Source organism: Frigidibacter sp., assembly GCF_030695035.1.
Taxonomy (GTDB): Bacteria; Pseudomonadota; Alphaproteobacteria; order Rhodobacterales; family Rhodobacteraceae; genus Frigidibacter.
In genome coordinates, this window is record NZ_JAUYTT010000012.1 from 11,696 (window position 1) to 28,654 (window position 16,959).

Consider the following 16,959-nt stretch of genomic DNA (forward strand, 5'->3'; position numbering starts at 1 on the left):
CACCCTTAAGGCGCGCTTAAGCTGCGCAGCCGACGGCCTCCCCAAGACCCGCCCCATTGCGGGCCCAAAGGATGCCGCACATGCCCCTCCCCCTCCGCCCCCTTCTCCTCCTCCTCGCCCTCGCCGCCTGCGCGCAGCCGCAGGCGACGCGCGCGCCCACGCCGCAGGCCCCGGCGCTCGATCCCGAACTGCTGGCGATGTATGCCGAGTTGCCGGATGGCGACCTGACCATCCCCGCCATTCCCCCCAAATGGCTGTCGGAACGCAACAAGCGCACCGAGGTCGATTACTGGACCGAGGAGGCCCCCGGCACGATCATCGTCGATCCCTTTGCCCGCTATCTCTACCTCGTGGAAGACGGCAACCGCGCCATGCGCTACGGCGTGGCGGTGGGTGAGGAAGGCCGCGGCTTTTCCGGCGAGGCGACGATCCCCTATACCCGCGAATGGCCCAGCTGGACGCCGACCCAGAACATGATCGCCGAAGACCCCGAGCAATACGGGCCGGTCGCGGCCGGGCTGGAGGGCGGGCTGGAAAACCCGCTTGGCGCCCGCGCGCTCTACCTGTTCCAGAACGGGCAGGACACGCTCTACCGCATCCACGGCACCGCGAACCCCTGGTCGATCGGGCAGGCCACCTCGGCCGGCTGCATCCGCCTTTATAATCAGGACATCGTCGATCTGCATGACCGGGTGAAGCCCGGCGCGCGGGTGGTGGTGCTGGACCAGTCGCAAACCGGCAAGGGCACGGCCCCGCCCGGCACCCCGCTGCCGCCGGTGGACTACCCGGCCGGCTTCGTCGCGCTGACGCCTGAAACCGCAACCACGGCTGCCACCGCGCCCGCCCCGCAGTTCAACTGAAGGAAATTCCCATGATCCTGTCCCGCCGCCACCTGATCGCCGGCTCCGCCGCGCTGGTCCTGACCGCCCCGGCCCTGCGCGCCCAATCCTATCCCGACCCGGCCGAGGTGCTGAACGACCCCGACGCGCCGGTGCAGGGCAACCCCGCCGGCGATGTCACGGTGATCGAGTATTTCGACTACCAATGCCCCTATTGCAAATCCAACCACCCGTTGCTGATGGACGAAGTGGCGCGCGACGGCGGCATCCGCCTGATCCTGAAGGACTGGCCGATCTTCGGCCCCGCCTCGCTGCACGCGACCCAACTCGTGCTTGGCGCGCAGCGGCAGGGCGATTACGCCGACGCGCAGGCGGCGCTGATGGCGACCAAGGGCCGGCTGACCGAGGCGCAGATCGACAGCACCTTACAGGACGCGGGCATCGACATTGCCGCCGCATCGGCCGCCCATGATGCGGAGAAGGATCGGTGGGCCGCCCTCTTGAACCGCAACGCCGCACAGGCGCAGGGCTTCGGCTTCATGGGCACCCCGTCCTACATCGTCGGGATGACGATGTTCCCCGGGGTCATCGATCAGGCCACGCTGCGCGAAGCCATCAAGGCCGCCCGCGGATAAGCCCTCAGGTCAGCGAGGTCACCCACAGGATCGTCGCATCCTCTTCGCTGACCGAGATCACGTTATGCCCCATCGTCGCGTCGTAATAGGCGCTGTCGCCGCGGCGCAGGTCCACCGGCTCGTAGAACTCGGAATAGAGCCGGATCACCCCGGTCAGCACATAGAGGAACTCCTCGCCGTCATGGCGCACCCAGCCGCCGAACTCCTCCAGCTTGCGGGCGCGGATGCGGGCGCGGTAGGGCAGCATCTGCTTGGCGCGCAGCGCGCCGGCCAGCAGCTCATGCTCATAGGTCACCGTCGCCTGCGCCTGCCCCTCGCCCGCGCGCGTCACCGCCATACGGCCGGTGACCTGCGCCTTCGACGGCGGGGTGAACAGCTGCGGCACAGAGATTGCCAGCCCCTCGGCCAGCTTCTTCAGCGCCTCATAGGTCGGCGACATCTGCCCGTTCTCGATCTTCGACAGGGTGGACCGTGCCAGCCCCGCCTGCACTGCCGCCTGTTCCAGCGTCCAGCCCTTGGCCTTGCGCAGCTCGCGCACCCGCTCGCCCAGGTTCAGGGGTTCGGGCAATTCCGTCGCCTCGCCGCTTTCGCGGGCGATGCGGATGATCCGGGTCTGGTCGGCGCTTTGGGCCGGCTTCTTGGGCTCGCTCTGCCGCGTCATGTTCATTCCCGCACAGGTTTACGTGCTTCTGGGGCATTTCGCCCTGCCTTGCAACGGCCCGCCGCGGGGCGTAGCAACATCCCATGCAGTCCATCTATTCCGAAGGCATCGCTCCGGCCTGCCCCGCGCCCTTCAACCTTGCGGGCCATGTGCTGGCCGCGGGGGCCGCAACGCCGGGCAAGAGCGCCCTGCAGATCCTGCGCCCCACCGGCGCCGAACGCTGGAGCTATGAGCGGCTGATCGCGGCCGTGCGCGGTACCGCCACCGGCCTGCTGCAAGCCGGGCTGAACCCCGGCGACCGGGTGCTGCTGCGGCTTGGCAACACGGTGGAGTTTCCCGTGGCCTTCCTCGGCGCCATCGCAGCCGGTCTGGTGCCGGTGCCGACCTCCGCGCAGCTGACGATGCCCGAGATCACCGGCATGGCCGCGGGCCTTGGTGCCCGGCTGATCGTGGCCGGCGAGGGGATTGCCCTCCCCGAAGGCGCCACCGCCCCGGTGCTGACCGAAGACGCCCTGCGCGGGTTCGAGGCGCTGGCCCCCGCGCCCTGGCACATGGGCGACCCCGAGCGGCCAGCCTACATCATCTACACCTCCGGCACCTCCGGCACCGCGCGCGGCGTGGTTCATGCCCACCGCGCCATCCTGGGCCGCGCGATGATGCTGCAGGGATGGGAGGGGCTGGAGGCCTCCGACCGTCTGCTGCACGCCGGTGCCTTCAACTGGACCTATACCCTCGGCACCGGCCTCATGGACCCCTGGACCGTCGGCGCCACCGCGCTGATCCCCGGCGCGGGCACCAGCACCGCGCAACTGCCGCTGCTGCTCAAGCGTTTCGACGCCACCATCTTCGCCGCCGCTCCCGGCGTCTTCCGCCAGATGTTGCGCGAGGCGCCCAACCTGCCGCTGCCGCGCCTGCGCCATGGGCTGTCGGCGGGCGAAAAACTCCCCGCCCCGATCCGCGCCGCCTGGGAGGCCGCAACCGGCACGCCCATCTGCGAGGCGCTCGGCATGTCCGAGATTTCCACCTTCATCTCCGCCGCCCCGGACCGGCCCGCGCCGGATGAGGCAACCGGCTGGCCCCAGCCCGGCCGCCGGGTGGCCGTGCTGAACGCCGCCGGCCAGCCCGTCCCCCGCGGCAGCCCCGGCACGCTGGCGGTCCACCGCGCCGATCCGGGCCTGTTCCTCGGCTATCTCGACGACCCGGTGGAAACCGCCGCGCGGATGCAGGGCGACTGGTTCCTGACCGGCGATACCGTGCGCATGGCCCCGGATGGCGCCATCACCTATCTCGGCCGGGCCGACGACATGATGAACGCCGGCGGCTTCCGCGTCTCGCCGCTGGAGGTGGAAGCCGCCATCGCCGCCCATCCCGCAATCACCGAAGTGGCGGCGGTGGAGCTGCCGGTGAAGGCCGGGGCCAGCATCATCGCGGTGTTCTACGTCGCCTCGAGCGAGGTGACCGAGGCCGAATTGCAGGACCACGCCCGCACCCGCCTCGCCCGCTACAAGGAACCCCGGCTTTGGGTGCAAGTGGACGCCCTGCCGAAAAACGCCAATGGCAAGGCCAACCGCCGCGCGCTGCGCGATGGCTGGACCGACGCAAACCGAAAGACAGACCCTTGATCCGGCTCGACATTATCGCAGACTACGCCTGCCCCTGGTGCTACCTCGGCAAGGCGATGCTGGACCGCGCCTTGGAGGCGCATCCCCAGCACCCCTTCGTGGTCGAATGGCACCCCTACCAGCTTGACCCCTCGCTCCCGCCCGAAGGCATGGACCGGCTCGAATACATGGCCGCCCGCTTCGGCAGTGTCGCCGCCATCGCCAAGGTGCACGAGCCGCTGCTGGCGATGGCCGAAAAGGCCGGCGTCGCCTTCAACCTGCCCGCCATCACCCGCACCCCAAACACGATGAACGCCCACCGCCTGACCCATTGGGCGGCGCTGGAAGGGCGGCAGGCCGCCGTCGTCTCGGCGCTCTACCGGGCCTACTGGCGCGAGGGGCAGGACATCGGCAATGCCGCCACGCTCACGAAGATCGGCACACAGGCCGGCATGGACGAAGCCCTCGTCACCCGCCTGCTGGCCAGCGATGCCGACCGTGACCTCATCGCGCAGCGCATCGCCCATTCCCGCAGCCGCGGCGTCTCCTCGGTACCGACCTTCATCGTCGCCAACCGCCATGCCCTGATGGGTGCCCAAGAACCTGCCCTCTGGGCGCAGGTGATCGCGGACGTCGCCCAAGGGCTTTCCCAACAGGACGAGGCCCCCGATGCGTGACACGCCACCTGAAAGCGGCGCTGACGCCGGAGCGGGCATCCGCCGCCTGCCGATGCCCGAATTCGTGGCCATGCTCGCCACCCTCTTCGCCATCATCGCCTTCTCCATCGACGCGATGCTGCCCGCCCTGCCCCAGATCGCCGCCGAGCTGGTGCCGAGCGACGTCAACCGCGCGCAGCTGATCCTCACCGCTTTCGTGCTTGGCATGGGCGTCGGCACCCTCTTTGCCGGCCCGATCTCCGACGCGACGGGCCGCAAGATCGCCATCACGGGGGGCTTCGCGCTCTACATCATCGGCGCCGTGATGGCCTGGCGGGCGCAGAGCATCGAGATGATGCTGTTCGCCCGCTTCTTGCAGGGTCTTGGCGCCGCGGGCCCCCGCATTGTCAGCCTGGCCCTGATCCGCGACCTCTATCAGGGGCGCGAGATGGCGCGTGTCACCTCTTTCGTGATGATGATCTTCATCCTCGTCCCGGCTTTTGCGCCCCTCGTCGGCTCGGTGGTCATCGACGCCACCGGCGGCTGGCGCGGCATCTTCGGTGCCTTCATCCTGTTCGGGCTGATCGGCGTGCTGTGGCTGAACCTGCGCCAGCCCGAGACGCTGCCCCCCGCCAAGCGCCGCCCGCTGACCGTGGTCAGCCTCGCCGCCGCCGCCCGCGAAGTGCTGGCCGACCGCGAGGTGCGCGTCTACACGGTGGTGATGACGCTTGGCTTTGGTCAGATGTTCGCCGTGCTCTCCTCCTCGCAGCAGCTCTTCTCCGAAACCTACGGGCGCGGCGACAGCTTCCCGCTGTGGTTCGCAGCGATGGCACTGCTGGCGGGCACCGGGTCGATCCTCAACGCCCGCGTCGTGGTGCGGATGGGGATGCGGCGGATCGCGATTTTGGCCTATATGATCCAGACTTGGATCTCGGCGGTGATGCTGCTGCTGGCGCTGACCGGCGTGCTGCCGGCCTGGGCGGAGTTCCCGGCCTTCTTCCTCTGGGTCACCTCGGTGTTCTTCATGGCCGGCGTCACCTTCGGCAATCTCAACGCGCTGGCCCTGCAACGCATGGGACATATCGCCGGCATGGCCGCCTCCATCGTCGCCGCGGTCTCGACCATCTTGTCGATGGTCATCGCCGCGCCGCTGGGGCTGATGTTCGACGGCACCGCAATGCCGCTGATCGTGGGGGTGCTGGTCTGCTCTGCGATTGCGTGGTGGCTGATGCGGCGGACTGTGACGACGGGCTGAGTTCGGGCCTGTTCCAGGCCGCAGGGCAAGGGGTGGAGACATAAGCCCTCACGGCTCCAAATTCTGCTGTGACCGCCCCGGTGGGCACGAATGTGCCCGCCCCCCAAATACGTTTCGGGCGGGGGCGGGCACAGCAGAATTTCGTCGACGGCCGAAATTCAACAGCGCCCATTTGCGAACCAAAGCGCCCTAAAAGATCACCGCCGCTTCGGCACCGCCTTCGGCACAACCCTCACCTCAGCCTTCACCGCAGGTTCCACCTTCGCCGCCTTCCGCCCTTCGATCAGCCGCTCGGCCAGATCCTTGGCGATGGCGAAGGCGCCCTTGATGCGGTCGGCCTCGGTCTGCCAGTCGCGGGCCAGCACGATCTTGTTGTCCTTGATCTTCGCCGCCCCGCGCTCGGCATGCACGAACTCCACCAGCCCCGCCGGATTGGCGAACTTGTCATTGTGGAACATCACCGTCGCCCCGCGCGGCCCGGCATCCAGCTTGGCGATGCCCGCCTTCTTGCACATCGCCTTGATCCGCACGACCAGCATCAGCGTGTTCACCTCGCGCGGCAGCGGGCCAAAGCGGTCGATCAGCTCGGCGGCAAAGCCCTCCAGCTCCACCTTGGTGGTCAACTGCGACAGCCGGCGATAGAGCCCCAGCCGCACATCCAGATCCGGCACATACTCCTCCGGGATCAGCACCGGCACGCCAAGGTTGATCTGCGGCGCCCATTGCCCGTCATCCTCGACCGTGCCCTGCAGCTCGCCCGATTTCAGCCGCGCGATCGTATCCTCCAGCATCGCCTGATAAAGCTCATAGCCGACCTCGCGGATATGGCCCGACTGCTCCTCGCCCAGCAGGTTCCCCGCGCCCCTCAGGTCCAGATCCTGGCTCGCCAGCGAGAACCCCGCCCCCAGGCTGTCGAGGCTGCCCAAGAGCCGCAGCCGCTTGGCGGCGGAAGGCGTCAGCGGCGAGCGCGGCTTGGTCGTCAGATAGCAATAAGCACGGGTCTTGGCGCGCCCCACCCGGCCCCGGATCTGATACAGCTGCGAAAGGCCGAACATGTCGCCGCGGTGGATGATCATCGTATTGGCGGTCGGGATATCCAGCCCCGACTCCACGATGGTCGTCGCCAGCAGCACATCATACTTGCCGTCATAGAAGGCGTTCATCCGGTCATCGAGCTCGCCCGCCGCCATCTGACCATGCGCCGAGATGAAGCTGACCTCGGGCACATGGTCGCGCAGGAATTCCTCGATCTCGGGCAGGTCGCTGATCCGCGGCACCACGTAAAAGCTCTGCCCGCCGCGATAATGCTCGCGCAGCAGCGCCTCGCGCAGGGTCACGGTGTCGAACTCGGTCACATAGGTGCGGATCGCGAGCCGGTCCACCGGCGGGGTGCCGATGATGGACAGGTCGCGCACCCCGGTCAGGCTGAGTTGCAGCGTGCGCGGGATCGGCGTCGCAGTCAGCGTCAGCACGTGGATTTCCGACCGCATCTCCTTCAGGCGTTCCTTGTGCGTCACGCCGAAATGCTGCTCCTCATCAATCACCAGCAGGCCGAGGTTGCGGAACTTCACCCCCTTGGCCAGCACCGCATGGGTGCCGATGACGATATCGACCGTGCCATCGGCGAGGCCCGCGCGCGTGGTCGCGGCGTCCTTGGCGGACACGAAGCGCGACAGCGGCCGCACCGTCAGCGGCGTGCCGCGGAAGCGCTCGGCGAAGGTCTTGAAATGCTGACGGGCCAGCAGCGTCGTCGGCGCGATGATCGCCACCTGCGCCCCCGACATCGCGGCGACAAAGGCCGCGCGCATCGCCACCTCGGTCTTGCCAAAACCGACATCGCCGACGATCAGCCGGTCCATCGGGCTGCCCTGCTCCAGATCGCCGATCACATCGGCAATGGCGGTCAGCTGGTCATCCGTCTCGGAATACGGGAAGCGCGCGCAGAATGCCTCCCAGTCATGATGCGGCGCCTGCATGATCGGCGCATGGCGCAGCGCACGTTCGGCGGCAACGCGCATCAGCCGTTCGGCAATCTGGCGGATGCGTTCCTTGAGCTTGGCCTTCTTCGCCTGCCAGGCGCCACCGCCAAGCTTGTCGAGAAGCCCTTCCTCATGCCCGAAGCGGCTGAGGAGCTCGATGTTCACCACCGGCAGGTAAAGCCTGTCGCCGCCGGCATATTCCAGCGAAACACATTCGATGGTGGCGCCGGTGACGGTGAGCGTTTCAAGCCCCTTGTAGCGACCGACGCCGTGATCGACATGGACCACGAGATCGCCCGGCGAAAGCGTCTGAGCTTCGGTCAGGAAGTCCTTGGCGCGCCTTGTCTTTTTCACCGGACGGATCAGCCGGTCGCCGAGCACGTCCTGTTCCGACACAACTGTCAGCCCTTCGGCCTCGAAACCCTGCTCCAGCGCCCAGACGGTGAGGAACAGGCCGCCGCGTGCGTTAGGAACGTCGCGGAAGTCCTTGATTTCGATGATGTTCTTCACACCCTCATCGTCCAGCAAGCCGCGCAGCCGCTCGCGCGCGCCTTCGGAATAGGAGGCGACGACGACCTGCCCCTCTTGAGACTTCACTTTAAGATGATCCGCCAAGGCCCCGAAAAGGCTCACATTCTCCAGCTGGCGTTCCGCCGAGAAGTTCCGCCCGATCCGCCCCCCGGCATCCAGCACCCCAAGTCCCACCGGCTGCGGCAAAGCCGACAACTGGACAACCCGGTGCCCGGCCAGCGCGCCCGCCCATCCGGCATCGTCCAGATACAAGAGGCCCGGCGGGCAGGGCTTGTAGGTGGACTCGGTGCGGTCCTTGCGGCGCAGCGCCTCGCGGCGGCTGTCATACTGGTCGGCGATTCCCTCCCACCGCGACAGGCGGGCGGCGTCGAGCTGGTCGTCCAGCATCACCGAGGCATCCGGCAGATAGTCGAACACCGTCTCCAGCCGCTCATGGAAGAAGGGCAGCCAATGCTCGATCCCGGCATGCTTGCGCCCGGCGCTGACGGCCTCATAGAGCGGGTCATCCGTCCCGGCCGCACCGAACTCGATGCGGTAGTTCTGGCGGAACCGGGTGATCGCCGCCTCATCCAGGATTACCTCCGACACCGGCGCGAACTCCACGCGGGCCAGCTTCTCGGTGGTCCGCTGGGTGGCAGGATCGAACCGCCGCGCCCCGTCCAGCACATCGCCGAACAGGTCAAGCCGCACCGGCCCGGTCGCCCCCGGCGCATAGATGTCGATGATGCCGCCGCGCACGGCATAATCCCCCGGCTCCGACACGGTCGCCGAGTGAGAAAACCCCATCCGTGCCAGCCAGCCACGCAGCGCGGGTTCATTGACCCGCCCGCCAACCTTGGCCGTGAAGGCCGCATCGCGGATCACCTCGCGCGCCGGGATCCGCTGGGTCGCGGCGGACAGCGTCGTAAGCAGGATGAACGGCGCACCGATCCCCTGCGCCAGCGCCGCCAGCGTCGCCATCCGCTGCGCCGAGACATCGGGGTTGGGCGACATCCGGTCATAGGGCAGGCAATCCCAGGCCGGCAGAGTCAGCACCGGCACGGCGGGGGCGAAGAAGGCCAGCGCAGAGCGCATCGCCTCCATCCGCTTGTCATCGCGCGCGACATGGCAGACGGGGGCGCCGCGCTCCAGCTCGCGCGCCAGCAGGCGGGCATCGAAACCCTCGGGCGCGCCGGACAGGATCAGGGGGCGGGGATTGGTCATGTCGCTTCACCTATCGGGCGGGCGGGGATTGTCAACCAGGGCGGCCGGGATGGCGCGACCTCAATGCAAAACGCTGATGTTGAGGTTCTGCAGCATCCCCCACATCGCGGTGATGAAGATAGAGATGAGGCCGATCGCCTGCACCCGGATGCGGTGCCAGTTGAGCGCGCGGTGCAGCGCGGCACCCTCGATGCCGCTTGCGTCGATCCACCGTGCCATGCGCAGCGACATCAGCCCGACCAGTGCCATCGGGAAGACGATCAGGAACAGCGCCTGGCAGAACTCTACCCCATAGCCGAAGCCCAGCATCGCCAGCGTGGTCAGCAGGGCGGCTGCAATGGCAACCGCAGCCGTGCCCGCGACGGAAGATATATAGCCGATGCGGTTGAGGTTGGCGCGCAGCATCATCTGGAAATCCAGCTCTGCCTGGCCGCCGATGCGCCGGGCGCGCTGGACCATGTCCCAGGGCACGCCCAGGATCCAGTGCGAGGCGCGCGACCAGGTGAAGGCCAGCGCGATCCAGTACCACAGGTTCGAGAAGGACCGCAGGTCGATCAATTGGTACACGAGGCTCATGAAGTCCAAGGTCGGTCCCCGTCGGTTGCCTGCTGTCTGCGGCCTGCGGCATCGCGGCAGGATGTCGGCTTTGCATCGGGCCGCGTTCCCGTGTAACCCCTTCGCCCATGCCCGCCAAGGGCAAGATGACATGCCCGCCAAGTGCCAGTTGAAAGGCCAGCCGATGCTTCCTGTCCTTGCCCCCTTCCCCACGACCCGCCTGCGCCGGATGCGCCGCACCGCCGCGCTGCGCGATCTGGCGCAGGAAAATGCGCTGACGGCGAAGGACCTGATCTGGCCGCTGTTCATCACCGATGTGCCGGGGGCGGATATCGAGGTCGCCTCGATGCCCGGCGTGCACCGGCTGACGGTGGAGGGCGCTGTGCGCGCGGCCGAGACGGCGGCAGAGCTTGGCATTCCGGCGATCTGCCTCTTCCCCTACACCGACCCCGGCCTGCGCACGGATGGCTGCGAAGAGGCCTGGAACCCCGAGAACCTGTCCAACAAGGTGATCCGCGCGATCAAGGCCGCGGTGCCCGAGGTGGCGGTGATGACCGATATCGCGCTCGACCCCTATAACGCCAATGGCCATGACGGGCTGGTGCGGGACGGGGTGATCCTGAATGACGAGACGGTCGAGGCGCTGGTCAAGATGGCGCTGGCCCAGGCCGAGGCGGGGGCGGATATCCTTGGCCCGTCCGACATGATGGATGGCCGGATCGGCGCGATGCGCGCGGCGCTGGAGGCAGCGGGCCATGCGGATGTGACCATCCTCAGCTATGCCGCGAAATATGCCAGCGCCTTCTACGGGCCGTTCCGCGATGCGGTGGGCGCCTCGACCCGGCTGGTGGGCGACAAGAAGACCTATCAGATGAACCCCGGCAATTCGGACGAGGCAATCCGGCTGGTCGCCCGCGATCTGGCCGAGGGCGCCGATATGGTGATGGTCAAGCCCGGGATGGCCTATCTCGACATCTGCTACCGGGTGAAACAGGCCTTCGGGGTCCCGACCTTCGCCTATCAGGTCTCGGGCGAATACGCTATGATCAAGGGTGCGGTGCTGAACGGCTGGGTCAAGGAGGCGGTGATCGCCGAAAGCCTGCTGGCCTTCCGCCGCGCGGGCTGTGACGGGATCCTGACCTATTTCGCACCCGATGTCGCGCGGGCGCTGCGCGGCTAGGCTGAGGGCCGCAAAACCGCCGGGCGATCTTTCGCCGCATTCCCCGATCTGGCCCCGATCTGGCGGTGACATCGGCGTCCATCTGGACTAGAGTTTGTGCGCTACGGCCGGGACAGGCCGAGATACGGCAATGGGCAAGGGACAGGCAGATGAACAGAGTTTCAGGATCGCTGTCGCGGCGCGGTTTCGTGGTGACGGGGGCGGCAGGCCTCGCGCTCGCCGCCTGCGGCAACGGCATCGGCGGCAATGGCGCACAGCAGCTGGACGCGCGGGTCGATGCGACGCGCGACTATCTGCGCAGCCGCTATCCCGGCACGGTGGAGCTGACGCAAAAATCGGTGGGCGTCCTTTACATGCCGCTGATGACCGAGGCGGGCCTTGGCTTCGGCGGCGCCTATGGCCGCGGCGCGCTGCGCATCAATGACGTGACGGTGGATTACTACTCGGCGACGCAGGCCAGCTTCGGGCTGCAGATCGGCGCGCAGCAATATGCCCATGCGCTGTTCTTCATGACGCCGGACGCGCTGGCACAGTTCCGCGCCTCGCCGGGCTGGGTCGCGGGGGCGGATGCCAAATATGCCGTGGCAGACAATGCCGGGTCGCTGGGGGTGGACACCACCACCTCGCTGGCGCCGGTGATCGCGCTGATCTTCGGCCAGGCCGGGCTGATCGCCGGGGCGACGGTCGAGGGCACGAAATACACGCGGATCATCCCGTAACATCGCGCGGAAGGGGGGCTCTGCCCCCCGCCGCCTGCGGCGACTCCCCCCGGGATATTTGCAACAAGGCAAATGGGAAGACTCCTGCTGCCTTTGCCTTGTTGCAAATATCCTCAGGGGGTGAATTGGCGCCCTGGCGCCAAGAGGGGGGCGGAAGCCCCCCTTCCCTGTTACCGGGGCCCGTAAAGCTCGGCGGCGCGTTTTTCGAAGGCGCGCACGATCCGGGCCATCGCCTCGCCGAAGACCGCGCCGATGATGCGCTGCAAGATCGGGTTGCGGAATTCGAAATCGACGAAGAAGGCGACTTCGGAGCCTCCGTCAGGCAGGTCGCGGAAGGCCCAGTTCGAGCGCATGAACTTGAACGGGCCGTCGAGATATTCGGTGTCGATCTTCATCACCTCGGGCCAGAGGACGACGCGGCTGCCGAAGCGTTCGCGGAACACCTTGAACGAGATCACCAGATCGGCCTCCAGCACCTCGGAGCCCTCCTCGCCCGGGCGGCGCGAGCGGATGCGGGCGGCGGAGTTCCAGGGCAGGAATTCGGGGTAGCGCTCGACATCGGCGACAAGGTCATACATCTGCTGCGCCGTCCAGGGCAGCGGGCGCGTTTCCGAATGTGTCGGCATGAAGGGATCTGTCCTCTGTAGGTCCGCGGCCCGCCTTGTCCATGTTCCGGAGCCGTTTCGCGTGACCTTCCATGTTTCATGTCGTAAATACCGCGGGTCAGTTCAAGGGAAAACCATGCCTGCACCCAGTCCGGCGCGACCTTATGTCATCGACGAGATGATTTCGGCCAAGACCATTGCCGCGCGGGTGGAGGCGCTGGCGAAGGAGATCGAGCAGTCCTTTGCCGGCACCGACAAGCTGGTGGTGGTGGGGCTTCTGCGCGGATCCTTCGTGTTCATCGCCGACCTCGTGCGCGAGATCGACCTGCCGGTGGAGGTCGATTTCCTTGAGGCCTCCAGCTATGGCGACGGGATGACATCGAGCCGCGAGGTGCGGATCCTCAAGGACCTGCGCGGCGAGATTGCCGGGCGCGATGTGCTGGTGGTCGAGGATATCGTCGATACCGGCTTCACCCTCAGCCATGTGCTGCATCTGCTGGAAAGCCGCGGGCCGGCGCGACTGGAGGTCTGTGCGCTGCTGGACAAGCCGAGCCGCCGCGAGGTGCCGGTGCGGGCGCGCTGGACCGGATTCGAGATCCCCGACGAGTTCGTGGTGGGCTACGGCATCGACTTTGCGCAGCGCAACCGCAACCTGCCCTTCATCGGCAAGGTGCGCTTCCCCGAGGGTGCGGCATGAACCTGACCTGGCTGATGCGGGCGGCGCATTGGGTGCGGCATCCGCCCTCGATGGGGCGGGTGATCCTTGTGGGGATCGTGGTGGCGATCTGCCTTGCCATCGTCGGCATTGAATGGCTTGGGCTCTGGCCCGAGGCGCTGACGCTGGACCCGAAGGCGCAGCGCGGGCCGCGGCTGCCGTAAGCGCTCACGCTTCCGTGAGGGGGTTGCGGCACGGTTGCGGTGTTCGCGGCGGGCGGGCACCTTGACGCTGACGCTGCCCGCCAAAGGAGCCCGCCGATGCGCCGCCCGATCCTGACCCTGCTTGTGTTGATCATTGCGGGGGGCGGGCTCGGCCTGTGGATCACCCGGCCGCAGCTGGTCTCTGCCGCCGCGCTGGAGGGGCTGACGGGGGAGCCAGAGCGCGGCGAGGCGGTATTCCATGCCGCGGGCTGCGCCAGCTGCCACATGGCGCCGGGGGCGAGCGGGGCGGATCAGATCGTGCTGGCGGGCGGGCAGGAGTTCCCGTCGGAGTTCGGCACCTTCATCGCGCCCAACATCTCGCCCGACCCGGAGCACGGGATCGGCGGCTGGAGCCTGCAGGCGTTTGCCAGCGCGATGACGCGGGGCAGTTCGCCAGAGGGGGCGCATTACTACCCGGCCTTCCCCTATGCCAGCTATGCCAAGGCCGAACTGCAGGACGTGGCCGATCTGCACGCCTTCTGGGCGACGCTGCCGCCTTCGGCGGAGCCGAGCCGGCCGCATGATGTGGGCTTTCCGTTCAACATCCGCGCCTCGCTTGGCGGATGGAAGCTGCTGTTCCTGAATGACGACTGGGTGGTGGAGGGCGATCTGTCCCCCGAGATCACCCGCGGGCGCTATCTGGTGGAGGCACTTGGCCATTGCGGCGAATGCCACACGCCGCGCGGGGCGCTTGGCAACATGGACCGCAGCCGCTGGCTGGCGGGCGTGCCGGGGCCCGACGGGCGCGGGGGGGTGCCGAATATCACGCCGGGCGGGCTCGACTGGTCGGAAGGCGAGATCGTGGAGTACCTCACTTCGGGCTTCACGCCGGACTTTGACAGCGTGGGCGGGCATATGGCGCTGGTGGTGTCGAACCTGGCGCGGTTGCCTGAGAGTGAACGGACCGCGATTGCGAGCTATCTTAAGACGGTTCCAGCGGTGGAGTAAGGGGGAGCTTCCTCGCCCATGCCTTCCCTGCTTCACAGGCGAGGCACCCCGGCGCGATCAGGCGGCTTGCCAATGGCAAACCGACCGCGGCGGTTGCCCGGAGGCGCAAGCCGCAGAGCAAGGGGCGGAGACATAGGCTCTCCCGGTGCCAAATTCTGATGGCCCGCCCCCCAAGTGTGCTTCGGACGGGCGGACACAGCAGAAATTTCGTCGACGGCCGAAATTCTGCAAGACGGCCATCGACACCACGAGGCCCCGGCGGGGGAGTCTGGCCTGAGCCACTCCCCGCCGATCACCACTAATTGACAAAAACGGGATGCACATCTGCCAGATCTGGGGTAAGATTCATCCCAATGGCATCGGCACAAGCCGGGCTCCGACAAAAACCACCCGAGGACAGAGCATGTTGACCCCCATCCTTCGCCACGCCCCGACTCTGTCGGCTGCGGCCCTGCTGGCCGTCGCTGCTCCGCTGGCGGCGCAGCAGATCACCGGCTATGACCCCGCAACCGGTTACCAGACCGCGCCAAACTATGGCGGCGGCTATGCCGACTATTCCGGGGACACCGCCGGGTCGAGCTTTGGCAATGACAGCTACAGCGGCGGCAGCGGCGGCGGCTTCACCACCCCGAGCGGGTTCTACCTGCGCGGCGTGGTCGAGGCGGAACTGCTGAAAAGCCGCCGCGACGATGACAGCATCCTTTTCGGCGATATCAGCTTTGGCTTTGCCCCCCCGGGCGGCGGCATCGGCGCCGATTTCGGGCTGGTCGGCTATGACAGCAGCAATGAGGACGATCTGGCCATCTATGGCGCGATGAGCTTTGGCCTTGGCGCCGGGCGGATGCAGGTCGGGGCGCCGCGGGCGGTGCTGGACGATTTCATGGATATCCCGCCGGTCGGCGGCTCGCGCTTTCTCGACATCGGCTTTGGCCAGCTGACCTCGAGCTTTGTCAGCACCTATGCGCTGGTCGATGGCAAGACGCCCTATGGCCTGCGCTATGACACCTCGATGGGCGGGCTGGATCTGGCCGCCTCGGCGCATCAGTTCGGCGGCGATGACGTGTCGGCGGTGGATGTGGCGGCGGCCTACACCTTCGGCGCGGTGACGCTGAGCGGCGGCGCCGAGCATGTCGAGGGCAACGGCGATGACGGCACCAACCTGATCCTCGGCGGCAAGGCCACGTTCGGGCCGGTCGAGGGCGGGCTTTACTATTCCGCGCTGAAGCGGCCGGGCGATATCGAGGCCTGGACCGCCTATGGCACCTGGCGGCCGCTGGAGCCGGTGGCGGTGACGGGAACGATCGTGACGGCGCGCGAGAGCGGCGACGAGACCACGGTCTACGGGGTCAGCGCCGATTACAGCATCTGGGAGGGCGCCTATCTGCAGGGCGGCTATCTGGACGGCGACGGCGAGGACGCGACCTATGACCTGAGCGTCGGCTGGAAGTTCTGAGCTTCTGACGCGGAGTTGATCGGGCGGGAAACGGCGAGGCACTGCCCCGCCACCGCCCGTGCGCGGCCGTTCATCCGGAGCCATCGGCAACACGAGACCGAATGAGGACAGCGCCCGACCTGGCGGGCGAGAAGCGCCCGCCGGGGGCGGGGCGGGCGCTGGCCGGGCCCTTTGGGGCCCGTCCGGTGCAAATGGTAATGGCAACGTATGGCGAAGGCGATGGCCTTCGCCAAGGGGAGCGGGGGACGGGAGGTGGGCCTGTTGCTGCCTGCGGACCTTGCCCGCTCAGCGGCCGAGACGGCGGGTGATCTGCGCGGCCTGACGGGCGCGCTTGGCCATGTCGCGGCCAGCCTTGGCCTGGGCGGCGGTCTTGCCGTCGGAGACGGGGGTCTTGGCCGCTGTACTGGCGGGCTTCTTGCCCTTGCTCAGATAGCCCATGCCGGCGTCGACGCCCTTGTTGACCGCCTTGCGCATCAGGGTGTTCATGATCATCGAGACGATCTGGTTCAGGTTCATCGCGCTTCTCCGCGGCCGCTGCGGCCCTGCGTTAACAGATGGGCCGGAATCGCTGCCGTTTCAATCCTCGAAAAGTTCGGTCTGGCCGGGGGCCTCGTCCTCATCGTCCTCGGGGCGGCCCATGGTGCCGGGCAGCGGGCGGTTGTCCAGGAGGCCCGCCTGGCGCAGCTCACGCAGGCCGGGCAGGTCGCGGGCGCTTTCAAGGCCGAAGTGGTCGAGGAAGGCCTCGGTCACCACGAAGGTCACCGGGCGGCCGGGGGTCATGCGGCGGCGGCCGAAGCGGATCCAGTCCAGTTCCAGCAGCTGATCCACCGTGCCACGGCTGACGGCGACGCCGCGGATCTCCTCGATCTCGGCGCGGGTGGCGGGCTGGTGATAGGCGATGATCGCCAGCGTCTCGATGGCGGCGCGGGAGAGCTTGCGGTTCTCGGTCACCTCGCGGTGCATCAGGTGGCCAAGGTCGGGCGCGGTGCGGAAGGCCCAGCCATCGCCGACGCGCACGAGCCGCACCCCCCGCCCCTCGTAGCGGCGGCGGAGATAAGCCAGCGCCTCGGCGGCGTCGCAGCCATGCGGCATCCGCTGTGCGAGGTCGGCGACGGTCACCGGGTCGGTCGCGGCAAACAGGATCGCCTCGACCATGCGTTCTTGCTCCGCAATCGGGGGCGCTTCGAACAGCGAGCGTTCGGTATCGGGCTTTGTGCTCAT

At 67.7% G+C, this 16,959-nt stretch carries 17 protein-coding genes; 11 read left to right on the forward strand and 6 right to left on the reverse strand.

What is annotated here, in order from left to right:
- Nucleotides 1-71: 71 nt before the first annotated feature.
- Both Q8S30_RS11450 and Q8S30_RS11455 read left to right on the forward strand, forming a co-directional pair.
- Nucleotides 72-860, forward strand: coding sequence for a L,D-transpeptidase (locus Q8S30_RS11450; protein WP_305666150.1), 789 nt, complete (start codon nt 72-74; stop codon nt 858-860).
- A gap of 11 nt (nt 861-871) precedes the next feature.
- The gene (locus tag Q8S30_RS11455) at nt 872-1,474 is read left to right on the forward strand and encodes a DsbA family protein (protein WP_305666151.1); all 603 of its coding nucleotides are present in this window, start codon (nt 872-874) and stop codon (nt 1,472-1,474) included.
- A gap of 4 nt (nt 1,475-1,478) precedes the next feature.
- Here Q8S30_RS11455 and Q8S30_RS11460 read toward each other — a convergent pair whose 3' ends face one another.
- A complete protein-coding gene (locus Q8S30_RS11460; RefSeq protein WP_305666152.1) occupies nt 1,479-2,135 on the reverse strand; it encodes a helix-turn-helix domain-containing protein in 657 nt (218 codons plus the stop codon).
- Between the two features lie 83 nt (nt 2,136-2,218).
- Between Q8S30_RS11460 and Q8S30_RS11465 the strand changes: the two genes are divergently transcribed.
- From Q8S30_RS11465 to Q8S30_RS11475, 3 genes are read left to right on the forward strand one after another with little or no spacing between them, the layout of a single operon-like run.
- Nucleotides 2,219-3,757 (forward strand): class I adenylate-forming enzyme family protein, encoded by a 1,539-nt coding sequence (locus Q8S30_RS11465; RefSeq protein WP_305666153.1) that lies wholly within the window; start codon nt 2,219-2,221, stop codon nt 3,755-3,757.
- Nucleotides 3,754-4,413 (forward strand): DsbA family oxidoreductase, encoded by a 660-nt coding sequence (locus Q8S30_RS11470; RefSeq protein ID WP_305666154.1) that lies wholly within the window; start codon nt 3,754-3,756, stop codon nt 4,411-4,413. Before Q8S30_RS11465 ends, Q8S30_RS11470 begins: the two co-directional genes overlap by 4 nt.
- Nucleotides 4,406-5,647 carry a multidrug effflux MFS transporter gene (locus Q8S30_RS11475; protein WP_305666155.1) on the forward strand — a complete coding sequence of 414 codons (1,242 nt, stop codon included), beginning with the start codon at nt 4,406-4,408 and terminating at the stop codon, nt 5,645-5,647. Before Q8S30_RS11470 ends, Q8S30_RS11475 begins: the two co-directional genes overlap by 8 nt.
- 197 nt (nt 5,648-5,844) lie before the next feature.
- Here Q8S30_RS11475 and mfd read toward each other — a convergent pair whose 3' ends face one another.
- Together mfd and Q8S30_RS11485 are read right to left on the reverse strand one after the other, a co-directional pair.
- Nucleotides 5,845-9,360 (reverse strand): transcription-repair coupling factor, encoded by a 3,516-nt coding sequence (gene mfd, locus Q8S30_RS11480; RefSeq protein WP_305666156.1) that lies wholly within the window; start codon nt 9,358-9,360, stop codon nt 5,845-5,847.
- Between the two features lie 60 nt (nt 9,361-9,420).
- Nucleotides 9,421-9,945, reverse strand: a complete 525-nt coding sequence (locus Q8S30_RS11485) for a component of SufBCD complex (protein ID WP_371135508.1) — start codon at nt 9,943-9,945, stop codon at nt 9,421-9,423.
- 154 nt (nt 9,946-10,099) lie between these two features.
- On the opposite strand from Q8S30_RS11485, the gene hemB reads away from it, so the two are divergent.
- Together hemB and Q8S30_RS11495 are read left to right on the forward strand one after the other, a co-directional pair.
- Nucleotides 10,100-11,095, forward strand: a complete 996-nt coding sequence (hemB, locus tag Q8S30_RS11490) for a porphobilinogen synthase (RefSeq protein WP_305666158.1) — start codon at nt 10,100-10,102, stop codon at nt 11,093-11,095.
- Nucleotides 11,096-11,244: 149 nt separating this feature from the next.
- Nucleotides 11,245-11,814: a YSC84-related protein gene (locus Q8S30_RS11495; protein WP_305666159.1), complete on the forward strand. Its 570-nt coding sequence runs from the start codon at nt 11,245-11,247 to the stop codon at nt 11,812-11,814.
- Between the two features lie 170 nt (nt 11,815-11,984).
- Here the strand turns inward: Q8S30_RS11495 and Q8S30_RS11500 are convergent, their stop codons facing one another.
- Nucleotides 11,985-12,440 carry a type II toxin-antitoxin system RatA family toxin gene (locus tag Q8S30_RS11500; protein WP_305666160.1) on the reverse strand — a complete coding sequence of 152 codons (456 nt, stop codon included), beginning with the start codon at nt 12,438-12,440 and terminating at the stop codon, nt 11,985-11,987.
- A 115-nt stretch (nt 12,441-12,555) separates the two neighbouring features.
- On the opposite strand from Q8S30_RS11500, the gene hpt reads away from it, so the two are divergent.
- The 4 genes from hpt to Q8S30_RS11520 all read left to right on the forward strand — a co-directional run bounded on the left by hpt (nt 12,556) and on the right by Q8S30_RS11520 (nt 15,738).
- Complete coding sequence (hpt, locus tag Q8S30_RS11505; RefSeq protein ID WP_305666161.1) at nt 12,556-13,116, forward strand: hypoxanthine phosphoribosyltransferase; 561 nt, start codon at nt 12,556-12,558, stop codon at nt 13,114-13,116.
- Nucleotides 13,113-13,298 carry a hypothetical protein gene (locus Q8S30_RS11510; protein ID WP_305666162.1) on the forward strand — a complete coding sequence of 62 codons (186 nt, stop codon included), beginning with the start codon at nt 13,113-13,115 and terminating at the stop codon, nt 13,296-13,298. The genes hpt and Q8S30_RS11510 overlap by 4 nt, the downstream gene beginning before the upstream one ends.
- Before the next feature lie 96 nt (nt 13,299-13,394).
- Nucleotides 13,395-14,285, forward strand: a complete 891-nt coding sequence (locus Q8S30_RS11515; protein WP_305666163.1) for a c-type cytochrome — start codon at nt 13,395-13,397, stop codon at nt 14,283-14,285.
- Between the two features lie 403 nt (nt 14,286-14,688).
- Complete coding sequence (locus Q8S30_RS11520) at nt 14,689-15,738, forward strand: hypothetical protein (RefSeq protein WP_305666164.1); 1,050 nt, start codon at nt 14,689-14,691, stop codon at nt 15,736-15,738.
- Between the two features lie 285 nt (nt 15,739-16,023).
- Here the strand turns inward: Q8S30_RS11520 and Q8S30_RS11525 are convergent, their stop codons facing one another.
- Both Q8S30_RS11525 and scpB read right to left on the reverse strand, forming a co-directional pair.
- The gene (locus tag Q8S30_RS11525) at nt 16,024-16,254 is read right to left on the reverse strand and encodes a hypothetical protein (RefSeq protein WP_305666165.1); all 231 of its coding nucleotides are present in this window, start codon (nt 16,252-16,254) and stop codon (nt 16,024-16,026) included.
- A 60-nt stretch (nt 16,255-16,314) separates the two neighbouring features.
- Nucleotides 16,315-16,959 (reverse strand): SMC-Scp complex subunit ScpB, encoded by a 645-nt coding sequence (gene scpB / locus Q8S30_RS11530; RefSeq protein WP_305666166.1) that lies wholly within the window; start codon nt 16,957-16,959, stop codon nt 16,315-16,317.